This window comes from Saccharopolyspora sp. NPDC002376 (assembly GCF_053593195.1).
The window spans coordinates 1-23,644 of the sequence record NZ_JBSFBZ010000061.1 but is presented as its reverse complement, the minus strand read 5'-3'; the positions used below and the strand labels follow the sequence as shown (position 1 = coordinate 23,644).

The 23,644-nt window shown below is 67.5% G+C and carries 23 protein-coding genes; 14 read left to right on the top strand and 9 right to left on the bottom strand.

Annotation, left to right across the window (positions count from 1 at the left end; genetic code table 11):
• The first annotated feature begins 65 nt into the window (after nt 1–65).
• On the top strand, nt 66–830 hold the full coding sequence (locus ACWCO2_RS30495; RefSeq protein ID WP_450131240.1) for a dioxygenase family protein: 765 nt from the start codon (nt 66–68) through the stop codon (nt 828–830).
• A 6-nt stretch (nt 831–836) separates the two neighbouring features.
• Here the strand turns inward: ACWCO2_RS30495 and ACWCO2_RS30490 are convergent, their stop codons facing one another.
• Entirely contained in the window at nt 837–1,625 is a 789-nt protein-coding gene (locus ACWCO2_RS30490) for an IclR family transcriptional regulator (protein WP_450131239.1), read from the bottom strand.
• A 148-nt stretch (nt 1,626–1,773) separates the two neighbouring features.
• Here ACWCO2_RS30490 and ileS point away from each other — a divergent pair, with 148 nt between their 5' ends.
• Nucleotides 1,774–4,899, top strand: a complete 3,126-nt coding sequence (ileS, locus tag ACWCO2_RS30485; RefSeq protein ID WP_450131238.1) for an isoleucine--tRNA ligase — start codon at nt 1,774–1,776, stop codon at nt 4,897–4,899.
• A 313-nt stretch (nt 4,900–5,212) separates the two neighbouring features.
• On the opposite strand, the gene ACWCO2_RS30480 is transcribed toward ileS, so the two are convergent.
• The 3 genes from ACWCO2_RS30480 to ACWCO2_RS30470 all read right to left on the bottom strand — a co-directional run bounded on the left by ACWCO2_RS30480 (nt 5,213) and on the right by ACWCO2_RS30470 (nt 8,547).
• On the bottom strand, nt 5,213–6,022 hold the full coding sequence (locus ACWCO2_RS30480) for a S1 family peptidase (RefSeq protein ID WP_450131237.1): 810 nt from the start codon (nt 6,020–6,022) through the stop codon (nt 5,213–5,215).
• A 610-nt stretch (nt 6,023–6,632) separates the two neighbouring features.
• On the bottom strand, nt 6,633–7,292 hold the full coding sequence (locus ACWCO2_RS30475; RefSeq protein WP_450131236.1) for a response regulator: 660 nt from the start codon (nt 7,290–7,292) through the stop codon (nt 6,633–6,635).
• Entirely contained in the window at nt 7,285–8,547 is a 1,263-nt protein-coding gene (locus ACWCO2_RS30470) for a sensor histidine kinase (protein WP_450131235.1), read from the bottom strand. Before ACWCO2_RS30470 ends, ACWCO2_RS30475 begins: the two co-directional genes overlap by 8 nt.
• A 210-nt stretch (nt 8,548–8,757) precedes the next feature.
• On the opposite strand from ACWCO2_RS30470, the gene ACWCO2_RS30465 reads away from it, so the two are divergent.
• The 3 genes from ACWCO2_RS30465 (at nt 8,758) to ACWCO2_RS30455 (ending at nt 12,306) form a co-directional block, all read left to right on the top strand.
• Nucleotides 8,758–10,221, top strand: a complete 1,464-nt coding sequence (locus tag ACWCO2_RS30465; protein ID WP_450131234.1) for an ArnT family glycosyltransferase — start codon at nt 8,758–8,760, stop codon at nt 10,219–10,221.
• A 79-nt stretch (nt 10,222–10,300) separates the two neighbouring features.
• A complete protein-coding gene (locus ACWCO2_RS30460) occupies nt 10,301–10,807 on the top strand; it encodes a PH domain-containing protein (RefSeq protein ID WP_450131233.1) in 507 nt (168 codons plus the stop codon).
• Complete coding sequence (locus ACWCO2_RS30455; protein WP_450131232.1) at nt 10,804–12,306, top strand: PH domain-containing protein; 1,503 nt, start codon at nt 10,804–10,806, stop codon at nt 12,304–12,306. Before ACWCO2_RS30460 ends, ACWCO2_RS30455 begins: the two co-directional genes overlap by 4 nt.
• 180 nt (nt 12,307–12,486) lie before the next feature.
• Here the strand turns inward: ACWCO2_RS30455 and ACWCO2_RS30450 are convergent, their stop codons facing one another.
• Together ACWCO2_RS30450 and ACWCO2_RS30445 are read right to left on the bottom strand one after the other, a co-directional pair.
• Nucleotides 12,487–12,681, bottom strand: coding sequence for a DUF397 domain-containing protein (locus tag ACWCO2_RS30450; RefSeq protein WP_450131231.1), 195 nt, complete (start codon nt 12,679–12,681; stop codon nt 12,487–12,489).
• Nucleotides 12,682–13,530, bottom strand: coding sequence for a helix-turn-helix domain-containing protein (locus ACWCO2_RS30445; RefSeq protein ID WP_450131230.1), 849 nt, complete (start codon nt 13,528–13,530; stop codon nt 12,682–12,684).
• A 711-nt stretch (nt 13,531–14,241) separates the two neighbouring features.
• On the opposite strand from ACWCO2_RS30445, the gene ACWCO2_RS30440 reads away from it, so the two are divergent.
• Complete coding sequence (locus tag ACWCO2_RS30440; protein WP_450131229.1) at nt 14,242–15,285, top strand: hypothetical protein; 1,044 nt, start codon at nt 14,242–14,244, stop codon at nt 15,283–15,285.
• Nucleotides 15,286–15,356: 71 nt separating this feature from the next.
• On the opposite strand, the gene ACWCO2_RS30435 is transcribed toward ACWCO2_RS30440, so the two are convergent.
• Entirely contained in the window at nt 15,357–17,090 is a 1,734-nt protein-coding gene (locus ACWCO2_RS30435; protein ID WP_450131228.1) for a pyruvate dehydrogenase, read from the bottom strand.
• Nucleotides 17,091–17,316: 226 nt separating this feature from the next.
• Between ACWCO2_RS30435 and ACWCO2_RS30430 the strand changes: the two genes are divergently transcribed.
• Complete coding sequence (locus ACWCO2_RS30430; RefSeq protein ID WP_450131227.1) at nt 17,317–17,484, top strand: hypothetical protein; 168 nt, start codon at nt 17,317–17,319, stop codon at nt 17,482–17,484.
• 52 nt (nt 17,485–17,536) lie between these two features.
• Nucleotides 17,537–18,010, top strand: a complete 474-nt coding sequence (gene bcp / locus ACWCO2_RS30425) for a thioredoxin-dependent thiol peroxidase (RefSeq protein ID WP_450131226.1) — start codon at nt 17,537–17,539, stop codon at nt 18,008–18,010.
• A 264-nt stretch (nt 18,011–18,274) separates the two neighbouring features.
• On the opposite strand, the gene ACWCO2_RS30420 is transcribed toward bcp, so the two are convergent.
• Nucleotides 18,275–19,033: a sulfite exporter TauE/SafE family protein gene (locus ACWCO2_RS30420; RefSeq protein WP_450131225.1), complete on the bottom strand. Its 759-nt coding sequence runs from the start codon at nt 19,031–19,033 to the stop codon at nt 18,275–18,277.
• A gap of 136 nt (nt 19,034–19,169) precedes the next feature.
• Between ACWCO2_RS30420 and ACWCO2_RS30415 the strand changes: the two genes are divergently transcribed.
• From ACWCO2_RS30415 to ACWCO2_RS30405, 3 genes are all read left to right on the top strand, one after another.
• On the top strand, nt 19,170–20,597 hold the full coding sequence (locus ACWCO2_RS30415) for a carotenoid oxygenase family protein (RefSeq protein ID WP_450131224.1): 1,428 nt from the start codon (nt 19,170–19,172) through the stop codon (nt 20,595–20,597).
• A 67-nt stretch (nt 20,598–20,664) separates the two neighbouring features.
• On the top strand, nt 20,665–21,489 hold the full coding sequence (locus tag ACWCO2_RS30410) for an NACHT N-terminal Helical domain 1-containing protein (RefSeq protein WP_450131223.1): 825 nt from the start codon (nt 20,665–20,667) through the stop codon (nt 21,487–21,489).
• Nucleotides 21,470–21,955: an SMI1/KNR4 family protein gene (locus tag ACWCO2_RS30405; RefSeq protein ID WP_450131222.1), complete on the top strand. Its 486-nt coding sequence runs from the start codon at nt 21,470–21,472 to the stop codon at nt 21,953–21,955. The genes ACWCO2_RS30410 and ACWCO2_RS30405 overlap by 20 nt, the downstream gene beginning before the upstream one ends.
• A 162-nt stretch (nt 21,956–22,117) precedes the next feature.
• On the opposite strand, the gene ACWCO2_RS30400 is transcribed toward ACWCO2_RS30405, so the two are convergent.
• Nucleotides 22,118–22,330, bottom strand: a complete 213-nt coding sequence (locus ACWCO2_RS30400) for a hypothetical protein (RefSeq protein ID WP_450131258.1) — start codon at nt 22,328–22,330, stop codon at nt 22,118–22,120.
• A 409-nt stretch (nt 22,331–22,739) separates the two neighbouring features.
• On the opposite strand from ACWCO2_RS30400, the gene ACWCO2_RS30395 reads away from it, so the two are divergent.
• Genes ACWCO2_RS30395 through ACWCO2_RS30385 form a run of 3 tightly spaced genes read left to right on the top strand, consistent with a single transcriptional unit; the run spans nt 22,740 to nt 23,503 of the window.
• Entirely contained in the window at nt 22,740–23,117 is a 378-nt protein-coding gene (locus tag ACWCO2_RS30395) for a DUF5753 domain-containing protein (protein WP_450131221.1), read from the top strand.
• Nucleotides 23,090–23,287: a Scr1 family TA system antitoxin-like transcriptional regulator gene (locus tag ACWCO2_RS30390; RefSeq protein WP_450131257.1), complete on the top strand. Its 198-nt coding sequence runs from the start codon at nt 23,090–23,092 to the stop codon at nt 23,285–23,287. The genes ACWCO2_RS30395 and ACWCO2_RS30390 overlap by 28 nt, the downstream gene beginning before the upstream one ends.
• 15 nt (nt 23,288–23,302) lie before the next feature.
• Entirely contained in the window at nt 23,303–23,503 is a 201-nt protein-coding gene (locus ACWCO2_RS30385) for a DUF397 domain-containing protein (RefSeq protein ID WP_450131220.1), read from the top strand.
• Nucleotides 23,504–23,644 lie beyond the last annotated feature (141 nt).

Here is a 23,644-nt window from a genome sequence, read left to right as displayed (position 1 = left end):
AGCTTGTTCAAATTTGAACGACCAGCTATGGTCGAGGTAGTTCAAATTCGAACGAGGAGGTCGTGATGACCAGGATGCCCACCCTGTACCTCAGCCACGGCGCCCCACCGCTGGCCGACGACCCGCAGTGGCCGGGCCAGCTCGCCGACTGGTCGGCCCAGCTGCCGAAACCGAAGGCGATCCTGATCATCTCGGCGCACTGGGAAGAGGCCCCGCTGGCCATCGGCGCCACCAGCACCGTTCCGCTGGTCTACGACTTCTGGGGCTTTCCCGCGCACTACTACACCGTCCAGTACGCCGCCCCCGCCGCACCGGAACTGGCCGACCGGGTGCGCGCCCTGCTCCGCGGCCCGGACACCCCGGTGCACGACATCCCGGACCGCGGCCTCGACCACGGGGCCTACGTGCCGCTGGTGGAGATGTACCCGGACGCCGACGTGCCCGTGCTGCAGATCTCGATGCCGACGCTCGAACCGGAACGGCTGATGCACCTGGGCCGGGCGCTGGAACCGCTGCGCGACGAGGGCGTGCTGATCGTGGGCAGCGGATTCTTCACCCACAACCTCTCGGCGCTGCGCGAACCGGGCACGCCGAGCTGGTCGGTGGAGTTCGACGACTGGGGACGGCAGGCGCTCGAGGCCAACGACGTCGACTCCCTGCTGGACTTCCGGCACAAGGCCCCGGCAGGACAGCTCGCACACCCCCGCACGGAGCACTTCGCCCCGCTGTTCGTCACGCTCGGCGCAGCAGGCAACGACCTCACCGCGCAACGAGTGGCCATCGACGGCTTCTGGATGGGTCTGGCCAAACGCTCAGTCCAGTTCGGCTGAGCCGGATCAGCTGCGGAGCTGCCGCTCGATCGATTCGACCACTTTGGACAGTGGATCTCGGGTGTCCTCGGTCCAGTTCGGGCCGCAGCGGGGCGTCGGCGCCGACACCGACAGCGCGGCGACCACCGCACCGGAGTGGTCGTGCACCGGCATCGCCACGCAGCGGCAGCCGACGATGTACTCCTCGTCGTCAACCGCGTAACCGCGACTACGGGCCTCCTGGACCTCGGCCAGCAGCTCCGGCAGCTCGCTCACAGTGTTCGCGGTGAAGCGTTCCAGCTCCACTCCCCGGTAGCGGCGCGCCAGCTCGTCCTGCGGCAGACCGGTCAGCAGCGCTTTGCCCAGACCGTCCGCGTGCGCGGGCAACCGCATGCCCACAGCGGACACCAGTTTCATCGGCTGGGGCGACTCGGCGATGGCGATGTAGACGTTCTCGATGCCGTCCAGGCGGGACAGCTGCACCGTCTCCCCGGTCTCCTGCGCGAGCCGTTCCATCAGCGGCAGCGCCAGGCCGACGATGTCGCGGTGCCCGGTGTAGCCCTGGCCGACGGTCCACGCCTTGAGCCCGAGCCCGTAGGTGCGGGTGGTCTGGTCGAACTCGGCGAACCCGCGGTGCACCAGGGTGCCGAGCAACCCGTGCACGCTGGACAGCGGGAGCCGCAGCGTCTCGGCGATGTCGCTGAGCCGGTGCCGCCCGCGGGCGAGCAGTTCAAGGATGACCAGCGCGCGGTCGGCGGACTTGACCACGTTGGGCCCGCTGCCCGCTGGTTCACCCGTGGCCGGTTCCGACTTCACCCGACTTTCCTCCTCCACCGCATCGACTCCTGCGGCCTACTGAACAGTACAGCGGGCGCGTGGCAGCCGCGCAGTTCCTCCACGCGGCTCAACCGGGCGGTTTCGCGCTCGTGGTGTAGGCGGGCCCGCGCGGTGTGAGCATGTGGAGATGGAGCAGCCCGGATCTCCGTTCCGCCCGCTCGAGCCCACGATCGACCTGCCCGCGATGGAGCGGCGGCTCATCGAGTGGTGGCATGCGCACGAGGTGTTCGAACGCAGCCTGGCTCAGACCGCCGACGGCCCGCGCTGGGTGTTCTACGAAGGCCCGCCCACCGCCAACGGGGTGCCCGGCACGCACCACGTCGAAGCGCGGGTGTTCAAGGACGTCTTCCCGCGGTTCAAGACGATGAAGGGCTGCAACGTGCCGCGCCGCGGCGGGTGGGACTGCCACGGACTGCCCGTGGAGCTCGCCGTCGAGAAGGAACTCGGCATCAGCGGCAAGCCCGACATCGAGCGGATCGGCATCGCCGAGTTCAACGCGCGCTGCCGAGCCTCGGTGCAGCGCTACGTCGGCGAGTTCGAGACCGTCACGCGGCGGATGGGCTACTGGATCGACCTGTCCGCCGCGTACTGGACGATGTCGCCGGACTACGTCGACAGCGTGTGGTGGGCGCTGAAGCGGATCTTCGACGCGGGCCTGCTGGTCGAGGACTACCGGGTGGCCCCGTACTGCCCTCGGGACCAGACAACTCTGTCGGACCACGAGGTCGCCCAGGGCTACGAACCGGCGCACGACCCGTCGGTGTTCGTGCGGTTCCCCCTGGACGAGCCACTCGCCGGGCACCACGACGTCGACGTGCTGATCTGGACGACCACCCCGTGGACACTGGTGTCCAACACCGCCGTCGCGGTGCATCCGGCAGTGGACTACCAGGTGGTGCGCACCGTCGAGGGCACCTTCGTGGTGGCCGAACCGCTGGTCGAATCGGTGCTCGGAACCGACGGCGAGGTGCTTGCGACCTTGCCGGGCACCTCGTTGGCAGGACTGCGCTACCGGCGCCCGTTCGATCTGGTGGACATCCCGGACGCGCACCGCGTGGTGCTCGCCGAGTACGTCTCCACCGAGGACGGCACCGGACTGGTGCACCAAGCTCCCGCTTTCGGCGCCGACGACCTCGCGGTCTGCCGCGAGAACGGCCTGCCAGTGGTGAACCCGGTCGGGACCGACGGCCGGTTCAACGCCGACGTCGGGTTGGTCGGCGGGATGTTCTTCAAGGACGCCGATGCGGTGCTGATCGAAGCCCTCCAGCACCGCGGTCTCCTGCTGCGCTACAACACCTTCGAGCACCAGTACCCGCACTGCTGGCGCTGCCACACGCCGCTGCTGTACTACGCGCAGCTGTCCTGGTACATCCGGACCACCGCGATCCGCGAGGCCCTGCAGCGCGAGAACGAGCGCACCGACTGGTATCCCGAGCACGTCAAGCACGGTCGTTACGGGGACTGGCTGAACAACAACGTGGACTGGGCGCTGTCCCGGACGCGCTACTGGGGTACGCCGCTGCCGCTGTGGCGGTGCCCGGACGGCCACGTCACGCCGATCGGTTCCCGCAGCGAGCTGGGCGAGCGGACCGGCCAGGACCTCACCGAGCTCGACCCGCACCGGCCGCACCTCGACGAGATCGAATTCCCCTGCCCCACCTGCGGGAAGTCCGCCGCGAGGGTGCCCGAGGTGGTCGACGCGTGGTTCGACTCCGGTTCGATGCCCTTCGCCCAGCTCGGCTACCCGCACCAGCAGGGCAGCGTCGCGGAACTCGCCCGCAGCTACCCGGCTCAGTACATCTGCGAGGCCATCGACCAGACCCGCGGCTGGTTCTACACGCTCATGGCGATCGGCACGCTGCTGTTCGACCGCTCGGCCTACGAGACCGTCGTCTGCCTGGGACACATCGTGGCCGAGGACGGCCGCAAGATGAGCAAGCACCTCGGCAACGTGCTGGAACCGCTGCCGCTGATGGAGGAGCACGGCGCGGATGCGCTGCGATGGTTCATGCTCTGCTCGGGATCGCCCTGGTCAGCACGCCGCGTCGGGCACGCACCGCTGCGCGAGATCGTTCGCAAGGTACTGCTGACCTACTGGAACACCGCGTCGTTCTTCAGCCGCTACGCCGCGCTGGTGGACTGGATCCCGGCCGACGCCTCGCCGCCCGAGCAACGCCCGGTGCTGGATCGCTGGGTGCTGGCGCAGCTCCACCGGCTGGCCGCGGAGGTGGACGCGCGGCTGGAGGACTACGACACGGCCGGTGCCGGCCGGGCGCTGGCGGAGTTCGTCGACTACCTGTCGAACTGGTACGTCCGCCGCTCGCGGCAGCGCTTCTGGGACGGCGACCCCAACGCCCTGCGCACCCTCTACGACTGCTTGGACGTGCTGACCAGACTGCTCGCGCCGTTCGTGCCGTTCATCGCCGAGCAGGTCTGGCAGGACGTAGTCCGCCCAGGAGCCCCGGATTCGCCGGAGTCGGTACACCTGGCGACCTGGCCTCGCGCGGACCTCCGTCTCGTCGACGACCGACTCCTGTCCCTTGTGGACATCGAACGCCAGTTGGTGGAAGCGGGCCGGGCGGCGCGCAAGAGCAGCAGGATCAAGGTGCGGCAGCCGCTGGGCCGGGCGCTCGTCAGCGCATCGCTACCGCCCGAACTGATCGCCGATCTCGCCGACGAGCTCAACGTGCGTCGCATCGAACCGCTGGAATCGGCGGGCGAAGTGCTGGACGTTTCGGTCAAACCGAACTTCCGCGCGCTGGGCAGCCGATTCGGCAACCGCACCCAGCAAGCGGCGGCCGCGGTCACCGCCGCAAACCCCGCCGAACTGGCCCGCGACCTGCGCACTGGCACCGCAACAATCGAGGTGGACGGCCAACTCGAACCGCTGACCAGCGAAGATGTGTTCATCAGCGAAGTGCCGCGAACCGGATGGGTGGTCGAGTCCCAGCGCGACGTGACCATCGCCCTGGACACCTCGATCACCCCGGAACTCGAACGAGCCGGCCTCGCCCGCGAGGTGATCCGCTTCGTTCAGGACTGCCGCAAGCAGGACGGACTCGACATCACCGACCGAATCACCCTGCACTGGCGCGCCACCGGCGAGCTCCGCGAGGCACTGCTCCACCACGCCGAGGAGATCGCCGCCGCAGTCCTGGCCACCTCCATCACCGAATCACCCTCCCCCGCACCAGATTCCACCGAACACACCGACCCGTCCCTGGACCTGAAGATCTGGCTCCGCCCGCAGTGACCGATCATCCGAACCGTCGAACCGTGGGAGTGTCGGGGTCCGCATGCCGGCGCCTGTGGACAAGTCCCCTCGCCTGTGGAGAAAATTCGCAATTTCAATGGAAATCAGACGTCTGACTTCCATTGAGCGTTTTTCCGCAGCCAGGCGGCGTCTGAGGTTCCGCCACCCGCACCGCCACGCAAAACGAGCCTGGAAAAACCTCATTGAAATTGCGTGTCCCCGAGCGGAACCCGGGGCGGGGAGCCAGGTTCGGGACGTCGAAAAGCGAAGAGGCCGCGGGGGTTTCCCGCGGCCTCTTCGTCAGGTGGTTCGGTCAGCGAGTGGCCGACGAACCGATCTGCTCCTGGATCTCGTCGTGGTAGGCGCCGACGCGGGAGTAGACACCGGGCTTGCCCGGACGGGCGCAGCCCTCACCCCACGATGTGACACCGATCAGCTTGTTGTCCACCACCAGCGGGCCACCGGAGTCGCCCTGGCAGGAGTCGATGCCGCCTTCCGGCACACCGGCGCAGACCATCGAGTCCGGGCTGTACTCGCCGTAGGCACCCTTGCAGGTGTCGTCGGAGGTCACCGGCGCGACGGCCTTCTGCAGGTGGTCCGCCTGCTGGCCGCCCTCGGTGGTGTTGCCCCAGCCGAGGATGGTCGCCTGGGAGTCCGGCGCGTAACCGGCGTCGTCAGCGGTGGCCAGCTCGATCGGGGCCTCCTGCACCGGCGCCTCGAGCGTCAGCACCGAGACGTCGAAGCCCTGGGTGGCGTCCTGGTACTCCGGGTGCACCCAGATGTTGGTGACCTTCGAGACGGTCCCGTCCTGGGAGCTCATCTCGGTGCGGCCGCTGACCACGTTGATCTCCTCCGGCTTCGAGCCGGTGGTGCAGTGCGCCGCGGTGAGCACCTTGTCCGGGGCCACCAGCGAGCCACCGCAGAACTGCTGACCTTCCGGGGTGACCAGCGCGACGGTGAACGGGTAGTCGGCGATGTCGGCGTCCTCGCCACCGACGACGTAGGGGTTGACGTCCGTCGGCTGCGCGGGCTGCGCCTGCGCGACGGAAGCCGCGGAAAGGGCTGCGACGGCGATCGCGGTGACTCCGGCGAACCGGGCCAGGCGACGTGGGGCATCGACCATCGTGTTCTCCTCGTGTGCGGAAATCGGCCGCTGCACACCAAACTCGGTGGCCTGCCTCCACCGACCGGTTACACACAGCGACGAACTCGAATCGAACGATATAGGCGGCGGCACCGACCGGGAAGGATCGGAATTTGCCGTTTTAACCAGTCCGACAAGGCGTTTCGCCAGTTCAGCTGCTGGACAACCGGGCGACACCGATGCGTCAATTCACCGTTCGCGTTGCGGCGCAACCGAAATCAGCAACAGTCCGAAGCGGACGCTTCCCGGAAAGAAGCGTCCCCGGCGCACCCCGAACTGCGCCGGGGACGCCCCCAACCGCGGCCGGACCCCTCCGACCGGTGGTGCCATCGATCCCCGAACCGATGGCAGGCGCGCTCCGAGGCCCCGACCGCCTCGTGCGGAACGCGCTGCCTCTGGTGTATCTGATTTCTGGTGGAATATTCCAGGGCCAATCGGTGGAGCTTGCCTCCATTGATCGTTCAATCTCTCGGCCTAGCCCGCTGACCGAATGCGAACCGAACGGTCTCGGCAGGCCCGGGAGTTCACGAGGTCGGACCTATTCGACCGCCACCCGGGTGAACCCCGGTGAGATCACGCACCCGGAGGCTCAGCGCGGCACCAATCCGGCGTCGTAGGCGAGCAGTCCGGCCTGCAGCCGGTTCGAGCAGGTCAGCTTCACCAGCAGCCGGGACACGTAGCTCTTCACCGTCGCCTCGGACAGGTACAGCCGCTCGGCGATCTGCGCGTTCGACAGCCCGCGCCCCAAGCAGGTCAGCACCTCGACCTCGCGCTCGGTCAGCTCCCGAACCAGCTCGACGGCCCGATGCCGAGTGCTCTGCTCGTCGCCCGACGCCGCCAGCAGCCGCTTCTTCGCTTCCTGGGACAGCACGGTGTGCCCGTCGGCCGCCACCCGCACCAGTCCGATGAGGTCCCCCGGCGGTGTCGACTTGACCAGGAACCCGGCGGCCCCGGCGCGCAGGGCGCGCAGCACGTACTTGTCGGCGTCGAACGTGGTCAGCGCGACCACCGCAGGCGGTTCGGGCAGCTTGCAGATGCGCTCGATGGCGGTCAGCCCGTCGACGCCGGGCATCCGCAGGTCCATCAGCACCACGCGCGGCCGGTGCCGCACCACGGACTCGACCGCCGCCGCCCCGTCCTGCGCGTCGTCGACGACCTCGATGTCCGGCGCCGAACCGAGGATGGTGCGGAGGTGCGCGCAGACCATCGGCTCGTCGTCGACCACCACGACCCGGATGGGCTCACTCATCGCCGTCCGCCTCCCCGGTTGGCACGTACGCCGGGAGTATCACATCGACCTCGAACGCGCCCTCGGCAACAGGTCCGGCCCGGAACGTGCCACCGACCAGCTCGACCCGCTGCTGCAGTCCGAGCAGCCCCGTTCCGGAGCCGCTGTCGGCCAGGTCCGGCGCCGCCCGGTCCGGTGGCTCGGTGTTGCGGACCACCAAGCGCAACCGGTCGTCGCTGTGCAGCAGGCGCACGCTCACCCGGGAGCCGAACGCGTGCTTGTGCACGTTGGTCAGCGCTTCCTGCACCACGCGGTAGGCGGTTCGACCGACTGCGGCGGACACCGCCCGCGGATCACCGTCCACAGTGAACTCCACCGGCACTCCGACCGATTCGGACTGCCCGATCAGCTCGGCGAAGTCCGGCAGATCAGCCGGCGGGGCGACCTCGAGGTGCTCCTCCCGCTCGGCCGAACCGCGCCGCAGCACCCCGACCAGGTCGCGCAGCTCCTCCAGCGCCTCGCAACCGCTGCTGCGCAGTTCCTCCGCGGCCTGGCGGATCTCCGGATCCTTCGCCGCCACTCCCAACGCTCCGGCCTGCAGCACCATGAGGCTTACCCGGTGCGTGACCACGTCGTGCATCTCGGTGGCCAGATGGGTCCGCTCGTCCGCCCGCGCTTGCTCTGCCAGCAGCTCCTGCTCCCGCTCTGCGCGCTCCGCCCGTTCCCGCAGTGCGCTCACCAGTCGGCGGCGCGCGCTCACGTAGAGCCCGAGGAGCGCCGGGAAGACGGTCCACATGACGCCCCCGACAACGGCATCGCTCGCCGGGTCGCCCCACGGCCGGACGCTGACCAGCGCGGTGATGCTGATCAGATCCCAGGCGAAGAACTTCCACGGGCGGCCCGAGGTGTAGACGACGGCGGCGTAGACCGCCCACGGCGTCTGCCCGGGCAGCCACGGGTCGGACTCCTGGTTGATGAACAGCAGCGGTCCTGGTCCGAACTCGACCATCAGCGGCTGCAGGAGCGCCAGCGCCGTGACGAGCGACATGAGAACGATCGGGTAGCGCCGCCGCGCCAGCAGCGCGACGTCCAGGCACGTCATGATCACGTCGTTCAGCCAGAGCCCGCCGATCCAGTCGTACGCCTCTGGCGAGGTGTCGGAGGGGTACATCACGAGCATCACGCGGCCGAGCAGAATCAGTCCGAGCACGAGCGCCACGTCGAACGCGGCCTCGCGCTTGTCGTTCCACAGCAGCCGCCACAGCGGGCGCTTCACCTGGAACACGGTAGACAACGACACGCGGTAAATCGGCCGGAAACCACCCGTCGTCGAACGAGGCCTAGACGAAAGTTGCACCGGCCCTGGCGAGGAGACGACTTTCGCCTCCTGCACGCCCTACCAAGCGCAGTGTTCTCCCGGGACCGTCCCCGGCTTGAATGGATCCAGTCCTCGCCGGAACACCTTGGGGGAACCATGAAATCCGCCGTGCTCGAACCGCAACCCCGGCCGCCGGTCGAATCCCGGTTGCGGCCGCTGGCCAAGTGGCCGGTGCTCACCATCGCCGGCCTGGTCGCCGTCGCGCACCTCGTGATGAGCGCGCTCGGCGACTACTGGATCGACGAGGTCTACATGCTCGCGGCGGGCAAGTACCACCTGGACTGGGGGTACGTCGACCAGCCGCCGCTCGCGCCGCTGATCGCGGCGGCGATGGACTGGATCGCACCGGGCTCGATGGTCGTGCTGCGCCTGCCAGCGGTGTTGGCGACCGCCGCAGCGGTCGTGATGTGCGCGCTGCTCGCCCGCGAGTTCGGCGGGGACCGCCGGGCGCAGGTGCTCGCCGCCGGCGCCGGTGCGACCGGGATGTGGATCGCGCTGGTCGGCCACTGGGTCACCCCGTACACCTTCGAACCGCTGCAGTGGCTGGTGCTCAGCTGGCTGCTGGTGCGCTGGATCCGGCTGCGCGAGCAGGGCGACGGCGACGACCGGCTGCTGCTGGTGTTCGGGCTCGTCCTCGGTGTGGCGATGCAAACGAAGTTCCAGGTGGCGATCCTGTGCGCGGCGCTGCTGATCAGCGTGCTGCTGGTGGGGTCGCGCGACATCCTGCGCCGCCCGATGTTCTGGGGCGGGGTCGGCATCGCGCTCGTGATCGCCGCGCCCACGGTGCTGTGGCAGGCCCAGCACGGCTGGCCGCAGTTGCAGATGGGTGTGGTCGTGGCCGAAGAATCCCCCCTGCTGTCCGGCGGCCGCAGCGGCACCGCCATCACGCTGGTGCTCCACGCTGGCGTCGCAGGTGCGGCGCTGTTCCTGATCGGACTGTGGAAGCTGTTCCGCTCAGCTGAACTGCGGCCGTACCGGTTCTTCGCGGTCGCCTCGATCCTGATGTACGCCTTCTTCGTCGCCACCGCCGCGCGCCCCTACTACTTGATCGGGATGTACGGCGTGGCGATCGCGGCCGGGCTGGTGGCGCTGCAGCGCCGCCGGGAGGCCAAACCGTCCCGCTGGGGGTGGACGGCTTGGTTCCCCTACGCGGTGTCCGTGGCGCTGGCCGGTTACATGATGTGGGCCTCCACGTTGATAGCGAGCTCCTTCGGCATGCCAACCTCCGCCGCGCTCGCCCGCGACACCTCAGCCGCGTTCACCGCGCTGCCACCGGAGCAGCAGGCGCACACCGCGGTGGTGGGTCACAACTACATCGTCGCGTCCATGCTGGAAGTCAAACGGACGCGATACGAACTTCCGGAGACCTACAGCCCGCACCGGGGCTACGGCTACTTCGGCCCACCCGACGAGCAGGTCGACTCCGTGGTGTTCGTCGGAGACCCCGCAGGAATTCGCCAGCACTTCACCAACGTGCGGAAGATCAAGGACGGAAACCTCTCGATCTGGCTCTGCACGGGCAAGATCGGAACCTGGGCCCAGATCTGGCCCCAGCTCCAGACGCTGTCGTAGGGCGTCGTGGCCCTCGAACGACCCGTGCACGCTGCAAGAATGGTCGTCGCAGCCAGCCGACCGCAGGAAAGGACCGACCGTGGCCGATGCGAACACCACCGGACTCCGGCTCCGCCCACCGCACAATCGCGTAGAACGCCGTGCGATCGGCTGGTGGACGGTGCAGGCCCTGGTCCTCGTCGTCCCGGCGCTGTTCGCGCTGGCTGTGGCCGCGGCACTCATCCCGCCCGCGCAGCCCTGGCTGCTGCTGGCGCTGGTGGTGGTCGCCGTGCTCGGGGTGCCCTACGTGCTGGTCATGCCGCAGTGGCGGTTCCGGGTGCACCGCTGGGAGATCACCGATGACGCGGTCTACACGGCGGCGGGCTGGCTGCGCCAGGAGTGGCGGATCGCGCCGATGTCACGCATCCAGACCGTCGACACCGTGCGAGGTCCGCTGCAGCAGCTGTTCAACCTCTCCAGCGTCACCGTGACCACGGCCTCCGCAGCGGGGCCGCTGACGATCGACGGATTGGACCGGGACACCGCCCGGGCGGTCGTCGAGCAGCTGACCGTCACCACCCAGGCGACGCCGGGAGATGCGACATGAGCACCGTGATCGACGGGCATTGGCGCCGCCAAGACCCCAAGACGATCGCCGCCATGGCCGTGCTGGTGCTGGCACCGATGGTGCCGGCCATCGCGATCATGGCGATCTCCAGCGTCCCCTTCAGCGCGATCCTGATCACGGCGGGGCTGTGGATGGCAGCCGGACTGGTGTTCGCCGGTCTGTCGGCCCTCGACTGGTGGTTCGCCTGGTACCGCATCACCCCGGAGCACTTCGAGCTGCGCAAGGGCGCCATCACGCGGAACCACCGCTCGATCCCGCGCGATCGGATCCGCAGCGTCGACCTCACCGCCAGCCTGAGCCACCGCGTCTTCGGCGTCATGGCAGTGAAGGTCGGCACCGGCGGCCAGGCCGGTGACAGCAGCGAGCTGAAGCTCGACGCGATCTCCAGCGAGCACGCCGAATCACTGCGTCAGGAACTGCTGTTCGGCGATTCGTCCACTGTGGTTGATGAGAACATTCCGGCCCCGGAGTCCAGCAGCACGCTCGCACGGCTCAATCCCGCGTGGCTGGCCTACTCCTCGCTGTCGGTGGGGCTGGCGCTGATCGTCTGGGGCGCGATCGGCTCCGCCATCGGATCGTTCAGCGAACTGCTGAAGGCCACCGGGGTCTTCAACGCCATCGGCGCAGCCGTGCTGGCGACTTCGCTGTGGCTGGTCATCGCGGTCGGTGCCGCGCTCTCGCTGGCCGTCACCGTGCTCGGCTCTTTCGTGCTGTCGCTGGAGATGTGGTGGGGATTCCGGCTGAGCCGGGAGCGCGGGGACACCCTGCAGGTCAAGCGCGGCCTGCTCACCACCCGCTCGGTCTCGCTGGAAGAACGGCGACTGCGCGGGATCGAGCTGGTGGAACCACTGCTGCTGCGCTGGGCCGGCGGCGCCCGGCTGCACGCGGTGGCCACCGGTCTGAACCAGAAGAAGGCAGAGAACCAACCGGACAACAAGACGTTGCTGCCACCAGCTCCCCGCTCCGTGGCGCACCGAGCTTCGGCAGCGGTGCTGCGCGAACCACAGCCACCGTCACAGGTCCCACTGCGACGGCACCCACGAGCGGCGCTGCGACGACGCATCAACTGGGCGCTGATGTCCGCAACACCGTTCTTGATCGCAGCAGTCGTGACGGCGATGTACGGCTGGCTCCCAGTGCCGTTGGCGATCGCTGTGGGCGTCGCCGCCGTCCTGGTGTTCCTGGGATTCGCAGTGGACGCCTACCGCAATCTCGGCCACCAGCTGACCGACCGACACCTGATCACCCGCAACGGCAGCGGGATCCGGCGCACAGTCGTCCTGGAACGCGACGGGGTGATCGGCTGGAAGATGAGCCGCACCGTGTTCCAGCGGCGGTCGGGCCTCATGACGGTCGGCGCGACGACCGCAGCGGGCAACAGCATCTACGAAGTGCACGACGTCGCCGAAGCCGAAGGCCTGGCTCTGGCCGACGAAGCCCTCCCAGGACTTCTCAGGCCGTTCCTGGAACGGCGCTGAGCGAAGAGGCCAGTGCGGAACGACTTGCGCAGCAGTGCGAGGAGCGGAACTCAGTGCCCACCAGGACTTCTGAGGTTCCGCTCCCCGCACCACCACCCAAAACGCGCCGAAAAGGCCTCGACGAGTGCGTCACCGAGCGGGGAGACTCGGGAGCGCACTCACGAACGCACGACGTCGAGCTCAGCGAGCGTCGAAGTCGCCGTGCTTGAGGCCGCTGACGAACTCGAGCCAGCGCTGCGGCGCAACGGTGATCTGCCCGGCAGATCTGTTCTTGGTATCGCGCACGCCGACGCAGTCAGCTCCGAAGCCGACCTCGACGCACTGACCCTGACCTTGGGTACGCGTGCTGGTGCGCCAGTCGGTGATATTCACCATTTACAACTCTCCTATGCGTTGTTGCATTAGTTCTACGGAACCGTCCGGATCTACCGCATGCGCGCGCAAATGGTCCATCATCGTGACGTAGTTCGACAGCTCTACCTCGCGCTCGAGGTAGAGCCCGCCCACGTGGGTCTCCAGATAAACCACGCCCGGGTCGATGTGATTCGAGTAGCGCAGGATGACGAACGGTCCGGCCTGCGCCGGATGGGCCCCCGCGTCCAATGGCATCACCTGCAGGGTCACGTGCGGCAACTGCACGAGTTTCAACAGGTGTTCCAGCTGCCGGCGGAGCACACCGGGTCCGCCGACCCGCCTGCGCAGGGCGGCTTCTCCCACCACCGCCCACAGCTCCAGCGGGTTGTCCCCCACCACCCGCTGCTGCCGTTGGATGCGCAGATCGACCCGCCGGCCGATCTCCGATTCATCGGCCCTGATCAGGGTCGCTTTCGTGATCGCATGCGCGTACTCACGCGTCTGGAGCAGTCCAGGAATGGCCTCGGCCTCGTAGGTGTGGATGGAGGACGCTTCCGCCTCCAAACCCACGTAGGTCTCGTACCACTCGGGCAGGACATCGCTGTAGGAATGCCACCAACCCCGTTTGCGGGCGTCGCGCGCGAGGTTGATCAGCTGATCCCGCTCGCACCCCTCCACCCTGTAGAAGTCCAGCAGCGCCGAGACGTCGCCGACCGACGGAGATCGCTTCGCGGTTTCGAACCGCCCGATCTTGGCCTGCGTGCAGCCGAGATGTCCGGCGGCCTGCTGTTGAGTGACCTCCGCATGCGCCCGCAGTCGCCGCAGCTCAGCGGCGAGGCGACGGCGACGCACCGTGGGACTGACTGTCATAATCCCCATCCTGCCCGGAGGTCCACACTGAGTCACCAACGCATCACCCTCACGGCATCCGGTCCACTAGCCCGCTCCGGCCGATCCGGTGGGCACCGATGCACATCGGATAGTGGCCGAAGATGGTTACGTACCTCCCCTCAAACGAGGCACCATCGCCGAAATGGAGTACACCCACCCGGGTTCGAAATCAATGGCGGGAACCGGCTAATACCAGCGAGAACAACGCAAACGCTGGCATATTCCCAAGCCAAACCCCCCAACAGCCGATTTCAAATCCTGATAATCGACGAACTCGGAGCAGCGACCAGCGAGGCGCCACCAGCACACCCACGCCCGGTTTCCCGGCGGTTATGGACAAAACGGCCATCCGACACGCCGGGGCGCCACGCCGTGCTCGCGGAAGCGCCCGTAGCACTGGTTGCTACGAGCCAATCCGATTCGTCCCACTCGCCACGCAGGACAACACCATCCGCGCGATACCCTCCACAGGTCCCCGATGAGCTGTGGCAGGATCGACAGCGCGTTCAGATCAGTCCACCCCGATCGACAGGACGCAGCGGGCCGCACACGCGTCAAACAGGCTTGTGTCCACAGTAGACATGGCATTTTCCGCAACGAGACCGCCTAGGCGCTCATAGAATCCAGCCGCAGTCACCAAAATGGATTACACGCAGGCCAACTGGATCGATTGACCGGAGGATCAGGGCAATGGTGGGGCGAACGGCGCGGATGTTGGCTGAGGCCTACGACGAGGCCTCCGCGCCTGGTTTCAGATATTGGGAATCCGCCGCTGTGGAGGTGGTGGTCCGCCATGGATCCCGAAGCGATGCGGAGGCGTTGCTGCCGATCTTCCTGGCGAATCCGGAAGAACGAGCGGAGCTGGTGCGGGTGTTCGCCCGGCACGGCGACATCGCATTGGCGCAACGTCTCATGGCGGAGTGCGTGGACGCTGGTGAGCTGCGGACCGGAGTGCCGCCGGAAGTTCTTCGCGCGCTGGGAATCCTCGGTCTCGAACGTGCCGAGCAGTTGCTGTGGGCGCAGGCGACGGCTCCTGACTACGAAACTGGCCTGCACGCGGCACTGGGACTGCTGCATCTGCACTGTCACGATCTGCGCGAGGAGATCGCACGAACCCTGGCGCAGTACGAGGGGCAGTCGTTCTTCCCCGAATTCCTCCCGGTTCTGGCAGCGCGGACGCAGGATCCGTCCTGGCTGCAGCGGCTCGTGGCCTGGGGCGAGCAAAGTGCGTCGACGGACTGCAACGGCGGTCTCATCCTCGGCATCGCGCTGCACGGCGAGGCGGCCGAGGCCGAATTCCGGCGCCTGCTGTGGGATCTGCGTTGGGAGGCCGACGGTGACGGCACGGGCTCCGACTACTGGGCCTACGTCGGCTGCCGGATGCTGGGGCTGGGCCTCGCGGAGCTGCGCGCGGAAGTCCGCGAGGTCACCGATCCGGCCGACGCGCGCCACCGCATCGCTGTTCTCCTCATGTTGGCACGCCACTGGTCCAGGCGGACCTGGCCGGCGCTGACCGCAGCGGCCGAACCGCGCGAGTCCTACCGGGAGATTCGCGAGCTGTTGTTCGACTGGTCCACCCCGCACCGCGACGACTCGCTGACCGGCTGGGCCGCGGACCTGCTCGGACACGACGACCGGCTGCTGCCCGGGCTGTACGAGCTGGAAGCCGAGCTGAACCTGCGGATGCACCACGAAATCGAGCAGGCCGAACTAGCGCAGCCCACCGGCCCGTGAACCGCCGCCAGGTGTCCGGTCAGTTATGGGCAAAACTGACACCCGGCAGGACACACCGTCGGTTTCCGCGCTCAGGGGCGCGGCACGTTGCGAAGGTTGCTGCGGGCCAGCTGGATCATCTTGCCCACCCCACCGGACAACACCGTCCTGCTCACCGCGAGCGCGAAACCCTTCACCTGGTCCCCAGTGATCCGCGGCGGGATCGACAGCGCGTTCGGGTCGGTCACCACGTCCACCAGTGCAGGTCCCGGCCGCCGCAGCGCATCTGCCAACGCCTCGCGCACATCACCCGGGTTCTCCACCCGCACCGAGTGGATTCCCGCCGCTGCGGCGATCGCGGCGAAGTCGACGTGGTCGTGGTCGGTGCCGAAGTCGGGCAGACCGTCCACGAGCATCTCCAGCTTCACCATGCCCAGCGAGGAGTTGTTGAACACCACGACCTTCACCGGCAGCCGGTGGGTGCGCAGGCTCAGCAGGTCACCGAGCAGCATGGCCAGTCCGCCATCCCCTGACATCGAGATGACCTGCCGCTCCGGCTCGGAGATCTGCGCGCCGATGGCCTGCGGCAGCGCGTTGGCCATCGAACCGTGCACGAAGGACCCGAGCACCCGCCGCTGCCCGTTCGGCGTGATGTAGCGCGCTGCCCACACGTTGCACATCCCGGTGTCCACAGTGAACACCGCGTCCTCCGCAGCGAGGTCGTCGAGCACGTCGGCGACGAATTCCGGGTGGATCGGCACCTGGGTCTCGACGTTGCGCGTGTAGGCGTCGACGACCCGCTCCAGCTGCCCGGCGTGCTCGCGCAACATCCGGTCCAGGTAGGAGCGGTCTGTCTTCTGCTGGACGTGCGGCAGAACCGCGCGGATGGTTTCGGCGACGTCGCCGTGCACGGCCAGGTCCAGCACCGTGCGCCGTCCCAGGTGCGCCGGTTCGATGTCGACCTGCACGGTGTTGGCCTGCGGCAGGAAGTTGTCGTACGGGAAGTCGGTGCCCAGCAGCACCACCAGGTCGGCGCGGTGCATCGCGTCGTAACAAGCGCCGTAGCCGAGCAGGCCGCTCATGCCCACGTCGAAGGGGTTGTCGTACTGGATCCACTCCTTGCCGCGCAGGGCGTGCCCGACCGGCGCGTTCACCCGCGCGGCCAGCTCCATGACCTCCTGGTGCGCGCCGCGCGTTCCCGCCCCGCAGAAGAACATCGGCCGCTCGGCCCGGTTCAGCTTCTCCGCCAGCGCGAGCAGCTGGTCCTCCGACGGCACGACCGTGGGCGGCTCGCACTCGATGATCCCCAGGGCATTGGACGGGGCGACGGGCTTCTCGGCGACATCACCAGGCAGCACCAGCACGGCAGCGCCGCGGCGACCGGACGCGGTCTGGATGGCGGTGCGCAGCAGCCGCGGCATCTGCTCGGGCTGCGAGAGCATCTCGCAGAAGTGGCTGCACTCGTTGAACAGCTCCTCGGGGTGGGTCTCCTGGAAGAACCCGGTGCCGATCTGCGCGGACGGGATGTGCGAGGCCAGCGCCAGCACCGGCGCCCCGCTGCGGTGCGCGTCGAACAGGCCGTTGATCAGGTGCAGGTTGCCGGGCCCGCAGCTGCCCGCACAGACCGCGAGCCGTCCGGTCATCTGGGCTTCGGCCCCGGCCGCGAACGCAGCGGCCTCCTCGTGGCGCACGTGCACCCACTCGATGCCCTCGGTGCGCCGCACGGCGTCCACCACGGGGTTGAGGCTGTCCCCGACGATGCCGTAGATGCGCCGGACACCGGCCTGCACGAGCACTTCGATGAGCTGATCAGCGACTGTGGGCATGGCGGAGTCCTCCGGGGCGGTCGTCGGGGCTGGCCACCCACCCGTCTACGCGCGGCGCACGGCACCCGCAACTCCAGTCCCGATCACTCGACCGGTGGACATCGGTAACGATTCGGGCGAATCTCCCGATATCACGGTTGATCGAAGAACCTCTCACCGGTCCGGGCCCCGAAGGCGCGCGCCCACCGGGCAGGTTCGAATCCACTTCTGCCGGAAGGAAATCGCGGTGTCCATCCGCTTCTTCACCACTTGTGCGCTGGCGCTGACCGCTTCGGCGGTCGCCGGGCTGCTGGTCGGCGGGTACATCGCGGCAGGCGATCAACCACCGGCGGCGACGCCCCAGGTCGCGCACATCGCCCCGGCCGCCGGCGGCGCCGGACTGCCGGGGCAGTGACGTCGCTCCACCGAGCGGGACCACGTCGGCGGTATCGGCTAGCGTCGGGTGCATGAGCGAACAGAATCGACTCTCGATCGGCGACAAGGCACCCGAGTTCTCGCTGCTGGACGCCGACGGCAACACCGTCTCGCTGAACGACTACCGCGGCCGGTCCGTCGTGGTGTACTTCTACCCCGCCGCCAGCACCCCGGGCTGCACCAAGGAGGCCTGCGACTTCCGGGACAGCCTCGCGGTGCTCAACGACGCCGGCTTCGACGTCCTCGGTGTCTCCCCGGACAAGCCGGCCAAGCTGGCCGCCTTCCGCGACGCGGAAGGCCTGACCTTCCCGCTGCTGGCCGACGAGGACAAGTCGGTCATGACCGCGTGGGGCGCCTTCGGCGAGAAGAAGAACTACGGCAAGGTCGTGCAGGGCGTGATCCGCTCGACGTTCGTGGTCGACGCCGACGGCAAGATCGCCAATGCCCTGTACAACGTCAAGGCCACCGGCCACGTCGAGCGGCTCCGCAAGGACCTCGGAGTCTGACCTGACAGCAAGGGCACCGACCCGGCCGGTGCCCCCGATCCCCTCCAGGGACCACCCAAATTTCCCTAAATTTGGAGCCCCAAAGCGCTCAGCCCACGCCACCGCAGTGCCTTCCAAATTTCCCTAAAATTGGGAACCCACACGGCGCGACCTGCGGTTTCAGTGCCGAGCATCCCAAATTTCCCTAAAATTGGAACCCCCGTCAGGCGCTCGCTCCGTCGGAGGGGCTTCCAAATTTCCCTAAATTTGGAATCCCCCGCAGGGTCAGTCGAGGAACATGTAGATCGCTACGCCTGCGGCGATGGCCACCACCAGGTAGCGGAGCAGATTCGCGGGGAGCTTCTGGGCGATCTTGCCGCCTACGTATCCGCCCAGCACTGTGGTGGGCACCAGCGTCAGCACCGCCACCCAGTCAACCGGTGCGATCAGCGCGTAGATGACCAAGGTCACCGAGCTGCCGATCATGCCCAGCCAGCTCTTGAGCGCGTTCAGCCGGCGCATCGAGTCGGTCGCGGCCAGCACCAGGATCGCGATCAGGACGACGCTGCGCGCCCCGCCGAAGTAGCCACCGTAGATCGAGGCGAAGAAGATTCCGACGGTCAGCAGGACCGTGCGGTCCGGGGCGTTCTCGTCGGGCGTGCCGAGCCACTTGCGAATGATGTTCTGGAAGGCCATCAGCAGCGCCGACAGCGCGATCAGCGCGGGCACCACGGCATCGAAGACCTTGCCCGGCAGGATCATCAGCAGCACGCAGCCCAACGCCGAGCCGACCGCCGCGGCCACCGAGGTCAGCCACAGCCGCCGCGGGGTGCCTCTGAGGTCGTCGTGCTGGCCGATCGCGGCCCCGACGAACCCGGGCCCCTGGGCCACCGAGTTGGTCACGTTGGCGACCAGCGGCGGCATCCCGGTCGCCAGCAGCGCCGGGAAGACCAGCAGGGATCCGCCGCCGGCCACCGCGTTGATCGCGCCGGAGAGGAATCCGACGACGACTAGCAGGACCAGCTCGAGCCATTCGGTCAACACGACCAACGAAGCTAGCCCCCGCAACGACGCCAGTCCCCGCTGGGGCGATCGGCATCACATCAGCCCGAACGGTTGCTCCGCGTTCCGTAACGACGTTATGGTTCTATAACGTCGTTACCGAACGCTGGAGGTCTCCATGAGCAACCCGTTCGCACAGGGCAACTACGCGCCGGTCACGCAGGAGCACACCTGCACGGACCTCCCGGTGATCGGCCGGATCCCGGACCACCTCGACGGCCGCTACCTGCGCAACGGCCCGAACCCGACCGCCGAGATCGACCCCGACACCTACAACTGGTTCATGGGCGACGGCATGGTGCACGGCATCCGCCTCCGCGACGGCAAGGCGGAGTGGTACCGCAACCGCTGGATCCGCTCGCCGCACGTCAGCCGGGCGTTCGGCGAACCGCTACGCCCCCGCAACCCGCGCGCGGGCCTGGACCTGCTCGGCGCCAACACCAACGTCATCGGCCACGCCGGCCGCACGCTCGCCCTGGTCGAAGCCGGCGCGGCGAACTACGAGCTGACCGACGAGCTCGACACCGTCGGCCCGTGCGACTTCGACGGCACGCTGCCCGGCGGCTACACAGCCCATCCCAAGCGCGACCCGAAAACCGGTGAACTGCACGCGGTTTCGTACTTCTTCGGCCGGGGCAACACCGTCCAGTACTCGGTCATCGGCGCGGACGGCCGGGCCAAGCGGACGGTGGACGTCGAGGTCGGCGGCAGCCCGATGATGCACGACTTCTCGCTGACCGAGAACCACGTGGTGTTCTACGACCTCCCGGTGACCTTCAACGCCCAGCAAGTCACCGCGACCATCGCCCCGAGCTGGCTGCGCCGCCCCGCCCAGCTCGTCCTCTCCGCGCTGATCGGCCGCATCCAGATCCCGGACCCTGTCACCGCCCGGATGGCCCGCTTCACCCCTGCCAACCGCGGCTTCCCGTACCGCTGGAACCCCGGCTACCAGGCGCGCATCGGAGTCATGCCGCGCACCGGCGGCCCGCGCGACGTGCGCTGGTTCGACGTCGGCGCCTGCTACGTCTTCCACCCGCTCAACGCCTACGACACCGAAGACGGCATCGTGCTGGACGTGGTGCGGCACGCGAAGGTCTTCGACGCGGACCTGCACGGCCCGTCCGAGGGCGCCCCGACGCTGGACCGCTGGACGGTGGACTTCAAGACCGGTCGGGTCCGCGAAGAACGCCTGGACGACCGCGACCAGGAATTCCCGCGCGTGGACGAACGCCGGGTCGGCAAGAAGCACCGCTACGGCTATTCGGTCGGCGGCGACACCCTCTTCAAGCACGACCTGACGACGGGCAAGACCGAAACCCGCAGCTTCGGCGAGGGAAACCAGGTCGGCGAGTTCGTCTTCGAACCGAACACCCCGGACTCACCCGAGGACGACGGAGTCCTGATGGGCCTCCGCTACTCAGCAGCCGAACAACGAAGCGACCTCCTGCTCCTCGACGCGGAAACCCTCGAAACAGCAGCCGAAGTCCAACTCCCCGACCGAGTCCCCAACGGCTTCCACGGCAACTGGGTCCCGACCGAGAACTGACCCATGGCTTGCCCACCGACAACCGAATCCGTCAAGATCCCATTCGAAGTCTGTCTGAGGGGATCGCATGTCCGGACTCGAAACTGCCTTCTTCCGCGTCGGGGGCGCAGTGGTCAAGCGCGCGGCAACGACCTGGCTGACCAGTAAGAAGACCGAGAACCGCCGAGGCGCGGACATGTCGGAACTGATCGCCCTGCGCTTCGCCGGGCTCCGTAAACACGACCACAACAACCTTCGTCGCAAACTCGACGAAGTCGGCGAGATTGCCGGTGAACGGCTCGAAGAAGTCTGCGCACGGGAGTTCTCCGAAAAACTCGAGGACAACGAACGAATCGCAGCGCTGGATGCGGTGGTCGACGTAATCGATGACGCTGACCTCTCTGACACAACGCTATTCGACACCGATCTCGATCCGATCGAGCTGGCCAAGAAGGTCAGACAACAGGTCCCGAACGCCCCTTCCCGAGCCGGACTGAGCGAACCCGCCCGAGCTCTGTTCGAGCGGGCCCTAGACCTCTGCTGCGTCCAGCTGGTGCACCTGGTTCGCGAACTCCCTGAGTTCGGTTCCCGCGTGTCCGAGGAATCCCTGCGCCGTGCAACTTCGATCCTCTCCAGCATCGAAGAAGTCTTGGACCAACTCCCAGTAGCGAGTCTCGACGCTCCCGATGGAACGAGCCACGACGACCCGTTCCGGCATCGCTACCGTGATCAACGACGTTTGTCGTTGTCTGCCAACACCTTTGGTCACCCGCGCAAACGCAGGAAGCGGATTTCGCATTTCCTGCCGACATTTGCGGGTAATTGTTGGCAATATGTTGGCAACCTCTCCCCTGCTCCCACCTCACACGCTCGGCGGCAGAAGAGGGCGAGTCTTGGCCGGCGCGCTCGATGACGGCGGACGCCCCGCGGTGCGGATCCGGGATACTTGCGCGGTGTGGAAAAACAAGATCAGCCGCTGGACGGACGCCGCTAGCTTCAATCCGCCCGCCGTCACGGCGGCGCTTCGAGACTGTGAGCGCGCGTTGGGGCAGCGGCTGCCCCGTGAGCTCGCCGAACTGCTCCTGGAGAGCGACGGTGTGGAAGGCGAGTACGGTCTCGGACTCATTTGGCCAGTCGAACGGATCAAGAACGACAACCTCGCCTTCCGGGCCAACCCCGACTTCGCCTCCCTGTACATGCCATTCGACCCGCTGCTGTTCTTCGCCGACGCGGGCACTGGCGACCAGTTCGCGTTCGTTATGCGCGACAGGCCCGCTGAGGTGTTCTTCTGGGACCACGAGACGGATAGCCGAAAGTGGGTCGCCCCAAGCCTCGGCACATACTTGGAGTGGTGGCTGGGCGGACGAATTACCCTGTAGCGGATCACACGGCGGCACCCTCATCTGGGCATGAACGGAAATTCGCCCGTGTTTAGAGACGACGTCCTGAAGATTCATCCGGACTTAGAGGCCTTCTCCGGGGTCTTTGCAGCCGGACCACAGCCCGCAAGGCGGGGCGTGTGCAAAGTTGATCTGTCTGGTTTAGGTCGTTTCGGGCTGTAGGTTCAGGAGTCGTTCGGGTCTGCGGTTGCCGGCGCGGAGTGCGGGGCAGATGTGGGTGGCTCCGTGCTGGTGGTGCAGGGTGATCGCGGTGTTGCGGAGGATCGCGAAGTTCTGGGGTGCGTTGCCGGTGCGGGCCCGGTGGCGGTCTTCGTCGAAGGCGACGTCACGGATCAGGTGCAGGCGGTTCTCGATCGCCCCATGGCCCTGGATGAGTTCCGCCAGGTCAGCTGGGGTGGCGGCGGTGGGTGGCAGGTCGTCAGGTAGCAGGCTGTCTCGATGCTGGCAGGCTTATCTTTCGGTCGGCGCCAGCGCCGGATCCGGAGTGCCTGCCGGGCATTCAGCAACTCCGGCCGAAGGCCCTCGTCCAGGACAAGGACTTTCAGACTTCTGGCAACTCGCCATTAACCGGCTACCCACAGCTCCGAGTCGAAGATCAGGAAGATCGAGCTCGGAGACGTGCCGACCAAGCGGGCCGAGCTCGATGCCCTGCTGAACGTCGCAGGAAGACATCGACGAGGTCAAAACCCTTGCGAAGGGCGCGAATCAACGAGGTTGGTGGCAGTCCTACCGCAGCGCAGTACCCCGATGGTTCCGGCGTTACGTGGGCCTCGAGTCAGCAGCTGTGGAGATCCGGACCTTCGAAACAGAGCTCATTCCAGGTCTGCTTCAAACGCAGTCCTACACGACCGCGATCATCGAAGCGCTGAATCCCGAACTCTCCAGCGAAGAACGCGACCGGCAGGTCAAGGTCCGAGCGGAGCGACAGTCGCGACTGCTGCACGACAGCCAGACCCGCCTGCTGGCAGTCGTCAGCGAGGGCGCGATCCGACGCGTCGTCGGCGGACCCGAGACCATGCGCGAACAACTCCACTTCCTGCTCGAGGCCAGGAGTCCAGCGAAGCTCGAAGTCCAGGTCATCCCGAACGACGCCGGAGCACATCCCGCAACCGGATTCCCGTTAGGTTTCCGAACGACGTAGCGCCCACGCTGGCCTACGCGGAAAGCCTCACATCTGCCGCTTATCACGATCGCCAAGCAGACGTCGACACCTATACCCTCACGTTTGACCGCTTGCGGGCCGCAGCCTTGAGCCCCTCGGCCAGCGCAGCCCTGCTGGAGCAGGTGGCCAGCGAGTTGGAGAGTGTCTGATGAAAGGCGCGCGGCATGCACGAGTTGGACCGCGCCATCTGGCGTAAGAGCAGCCGGAGTGGAGGGAACGGGGGCAACTGCGTCGAGGTCGGGTTCGGCTTCGACGCCGTCGGCATCCGGGACACCAAGGACCGCGACGGTGGGCACTTGGCCGTTGCTCCTGCCCGGTGGCAGGCGTTTCTGCGCGCTGTCAAAGACGGCGCGCTCGACGCCTGAGCCGCAGGATCCGGAAATGAGTGAAGGGCACCTTTGACCGGCTATGCCCGGATCCACCGAGCTGGTTTTGGCGTGGGGTTGTTGATCAAGATCTGTGGGTGTTGATCAACGATCCTGGTGGTGGGTGTGCGGGGTCTGCCG

Coding starts and splice junctions, on each gene's coding strand:
- ACWCO2_RS30385 (WP_450131220.1), top strand. CDS start 23,303: ATGCACGAGTTGGACCGCGCCATCTGGCGTAAGAGCAGCCGGAGTGGA.
- ACWCO2_RS30440 (WP_450131229.1), top strand. CDS start 14,242: ATGGTGGGGCGAACGGCGCGGATGTTGGCTGAGGCCTACGACGAGGCC.
- ACWCO2_RS30410 (WP_450131223.1), top strand. CDS start 20,665: ATGTCCGGACTCGAAACTGCCTTCTTCCGCGTCGGGGGCGCAGTGGTC.
- bcp (WP_450131226.1), top strand. CDS start 17,537: ATGAGCGAACAGAATCGACTCTCGATCGGCGACAAGGCACCCGAGTTC.
- ACWCO2_RS30415 (WP_450131224.1), top strand. CDS start 19,170: ATGAGCAACCCGTTCGCACAGGGCAACTACGCGCCGGTCACGCAGGAG.
- ACWCO2_RS30445 (WP_450131230.1), bottom strand. CDS start 13,530: ATGACAGTCAGTCCCACGGTGCGTCGCCGTCGCCTCGCCGCTGAGCTG.
- ACWCO2_RS30475 (WP_450131236.1), bottom strand. CDS start 7,292: ATGAGTGAGCCCATCCGGGTCGTGGTGGTCGACGACGAGCCGATGGTC.
- ACWCO2_RS30450 (WP_450131231.1), bottom strand. CDS start 12,681: ATGGTGAATATCACCGACTGGCGCACCAGCACGCGTACCCAAGGTCAG.
- ACWCO2_RS30435 (WP_450131228.1), bottom strand. CDS start 17,090: ATGCCCACAGTCGCTGATCAGCTCATCGAAGTGCTCGTGCAGGCCGGT.
- ACWCO2_RS30495 (WP_450131240.1), top strand. CDS start 66: ATGACCAGGATGCCCACCCTGTACCTCAGCCACGGCGCCCCACCGCTG.
- ileS (WP_450131238.1), top strand. CDS start 1,774: ATGGAGCAGCCCGGATCTCCGTTCCGCCCGCTCGAGCCCACGATCGAC.
- ACWCO2_RS30480 (WP_450131237.1), bottom strand. CDS start 6,022: ATGGTCGATGCCCCACGTCGCCTGGCCCGGTTCGCCGGAGTCACCGCG.
- ACWCO2_RS30455 (WP_450131232.1), top strand. CDS start 10,804: ATGAGCACCGTGATCGACGGGCATTGGCGCCGCCAAGACCCCAAGACG.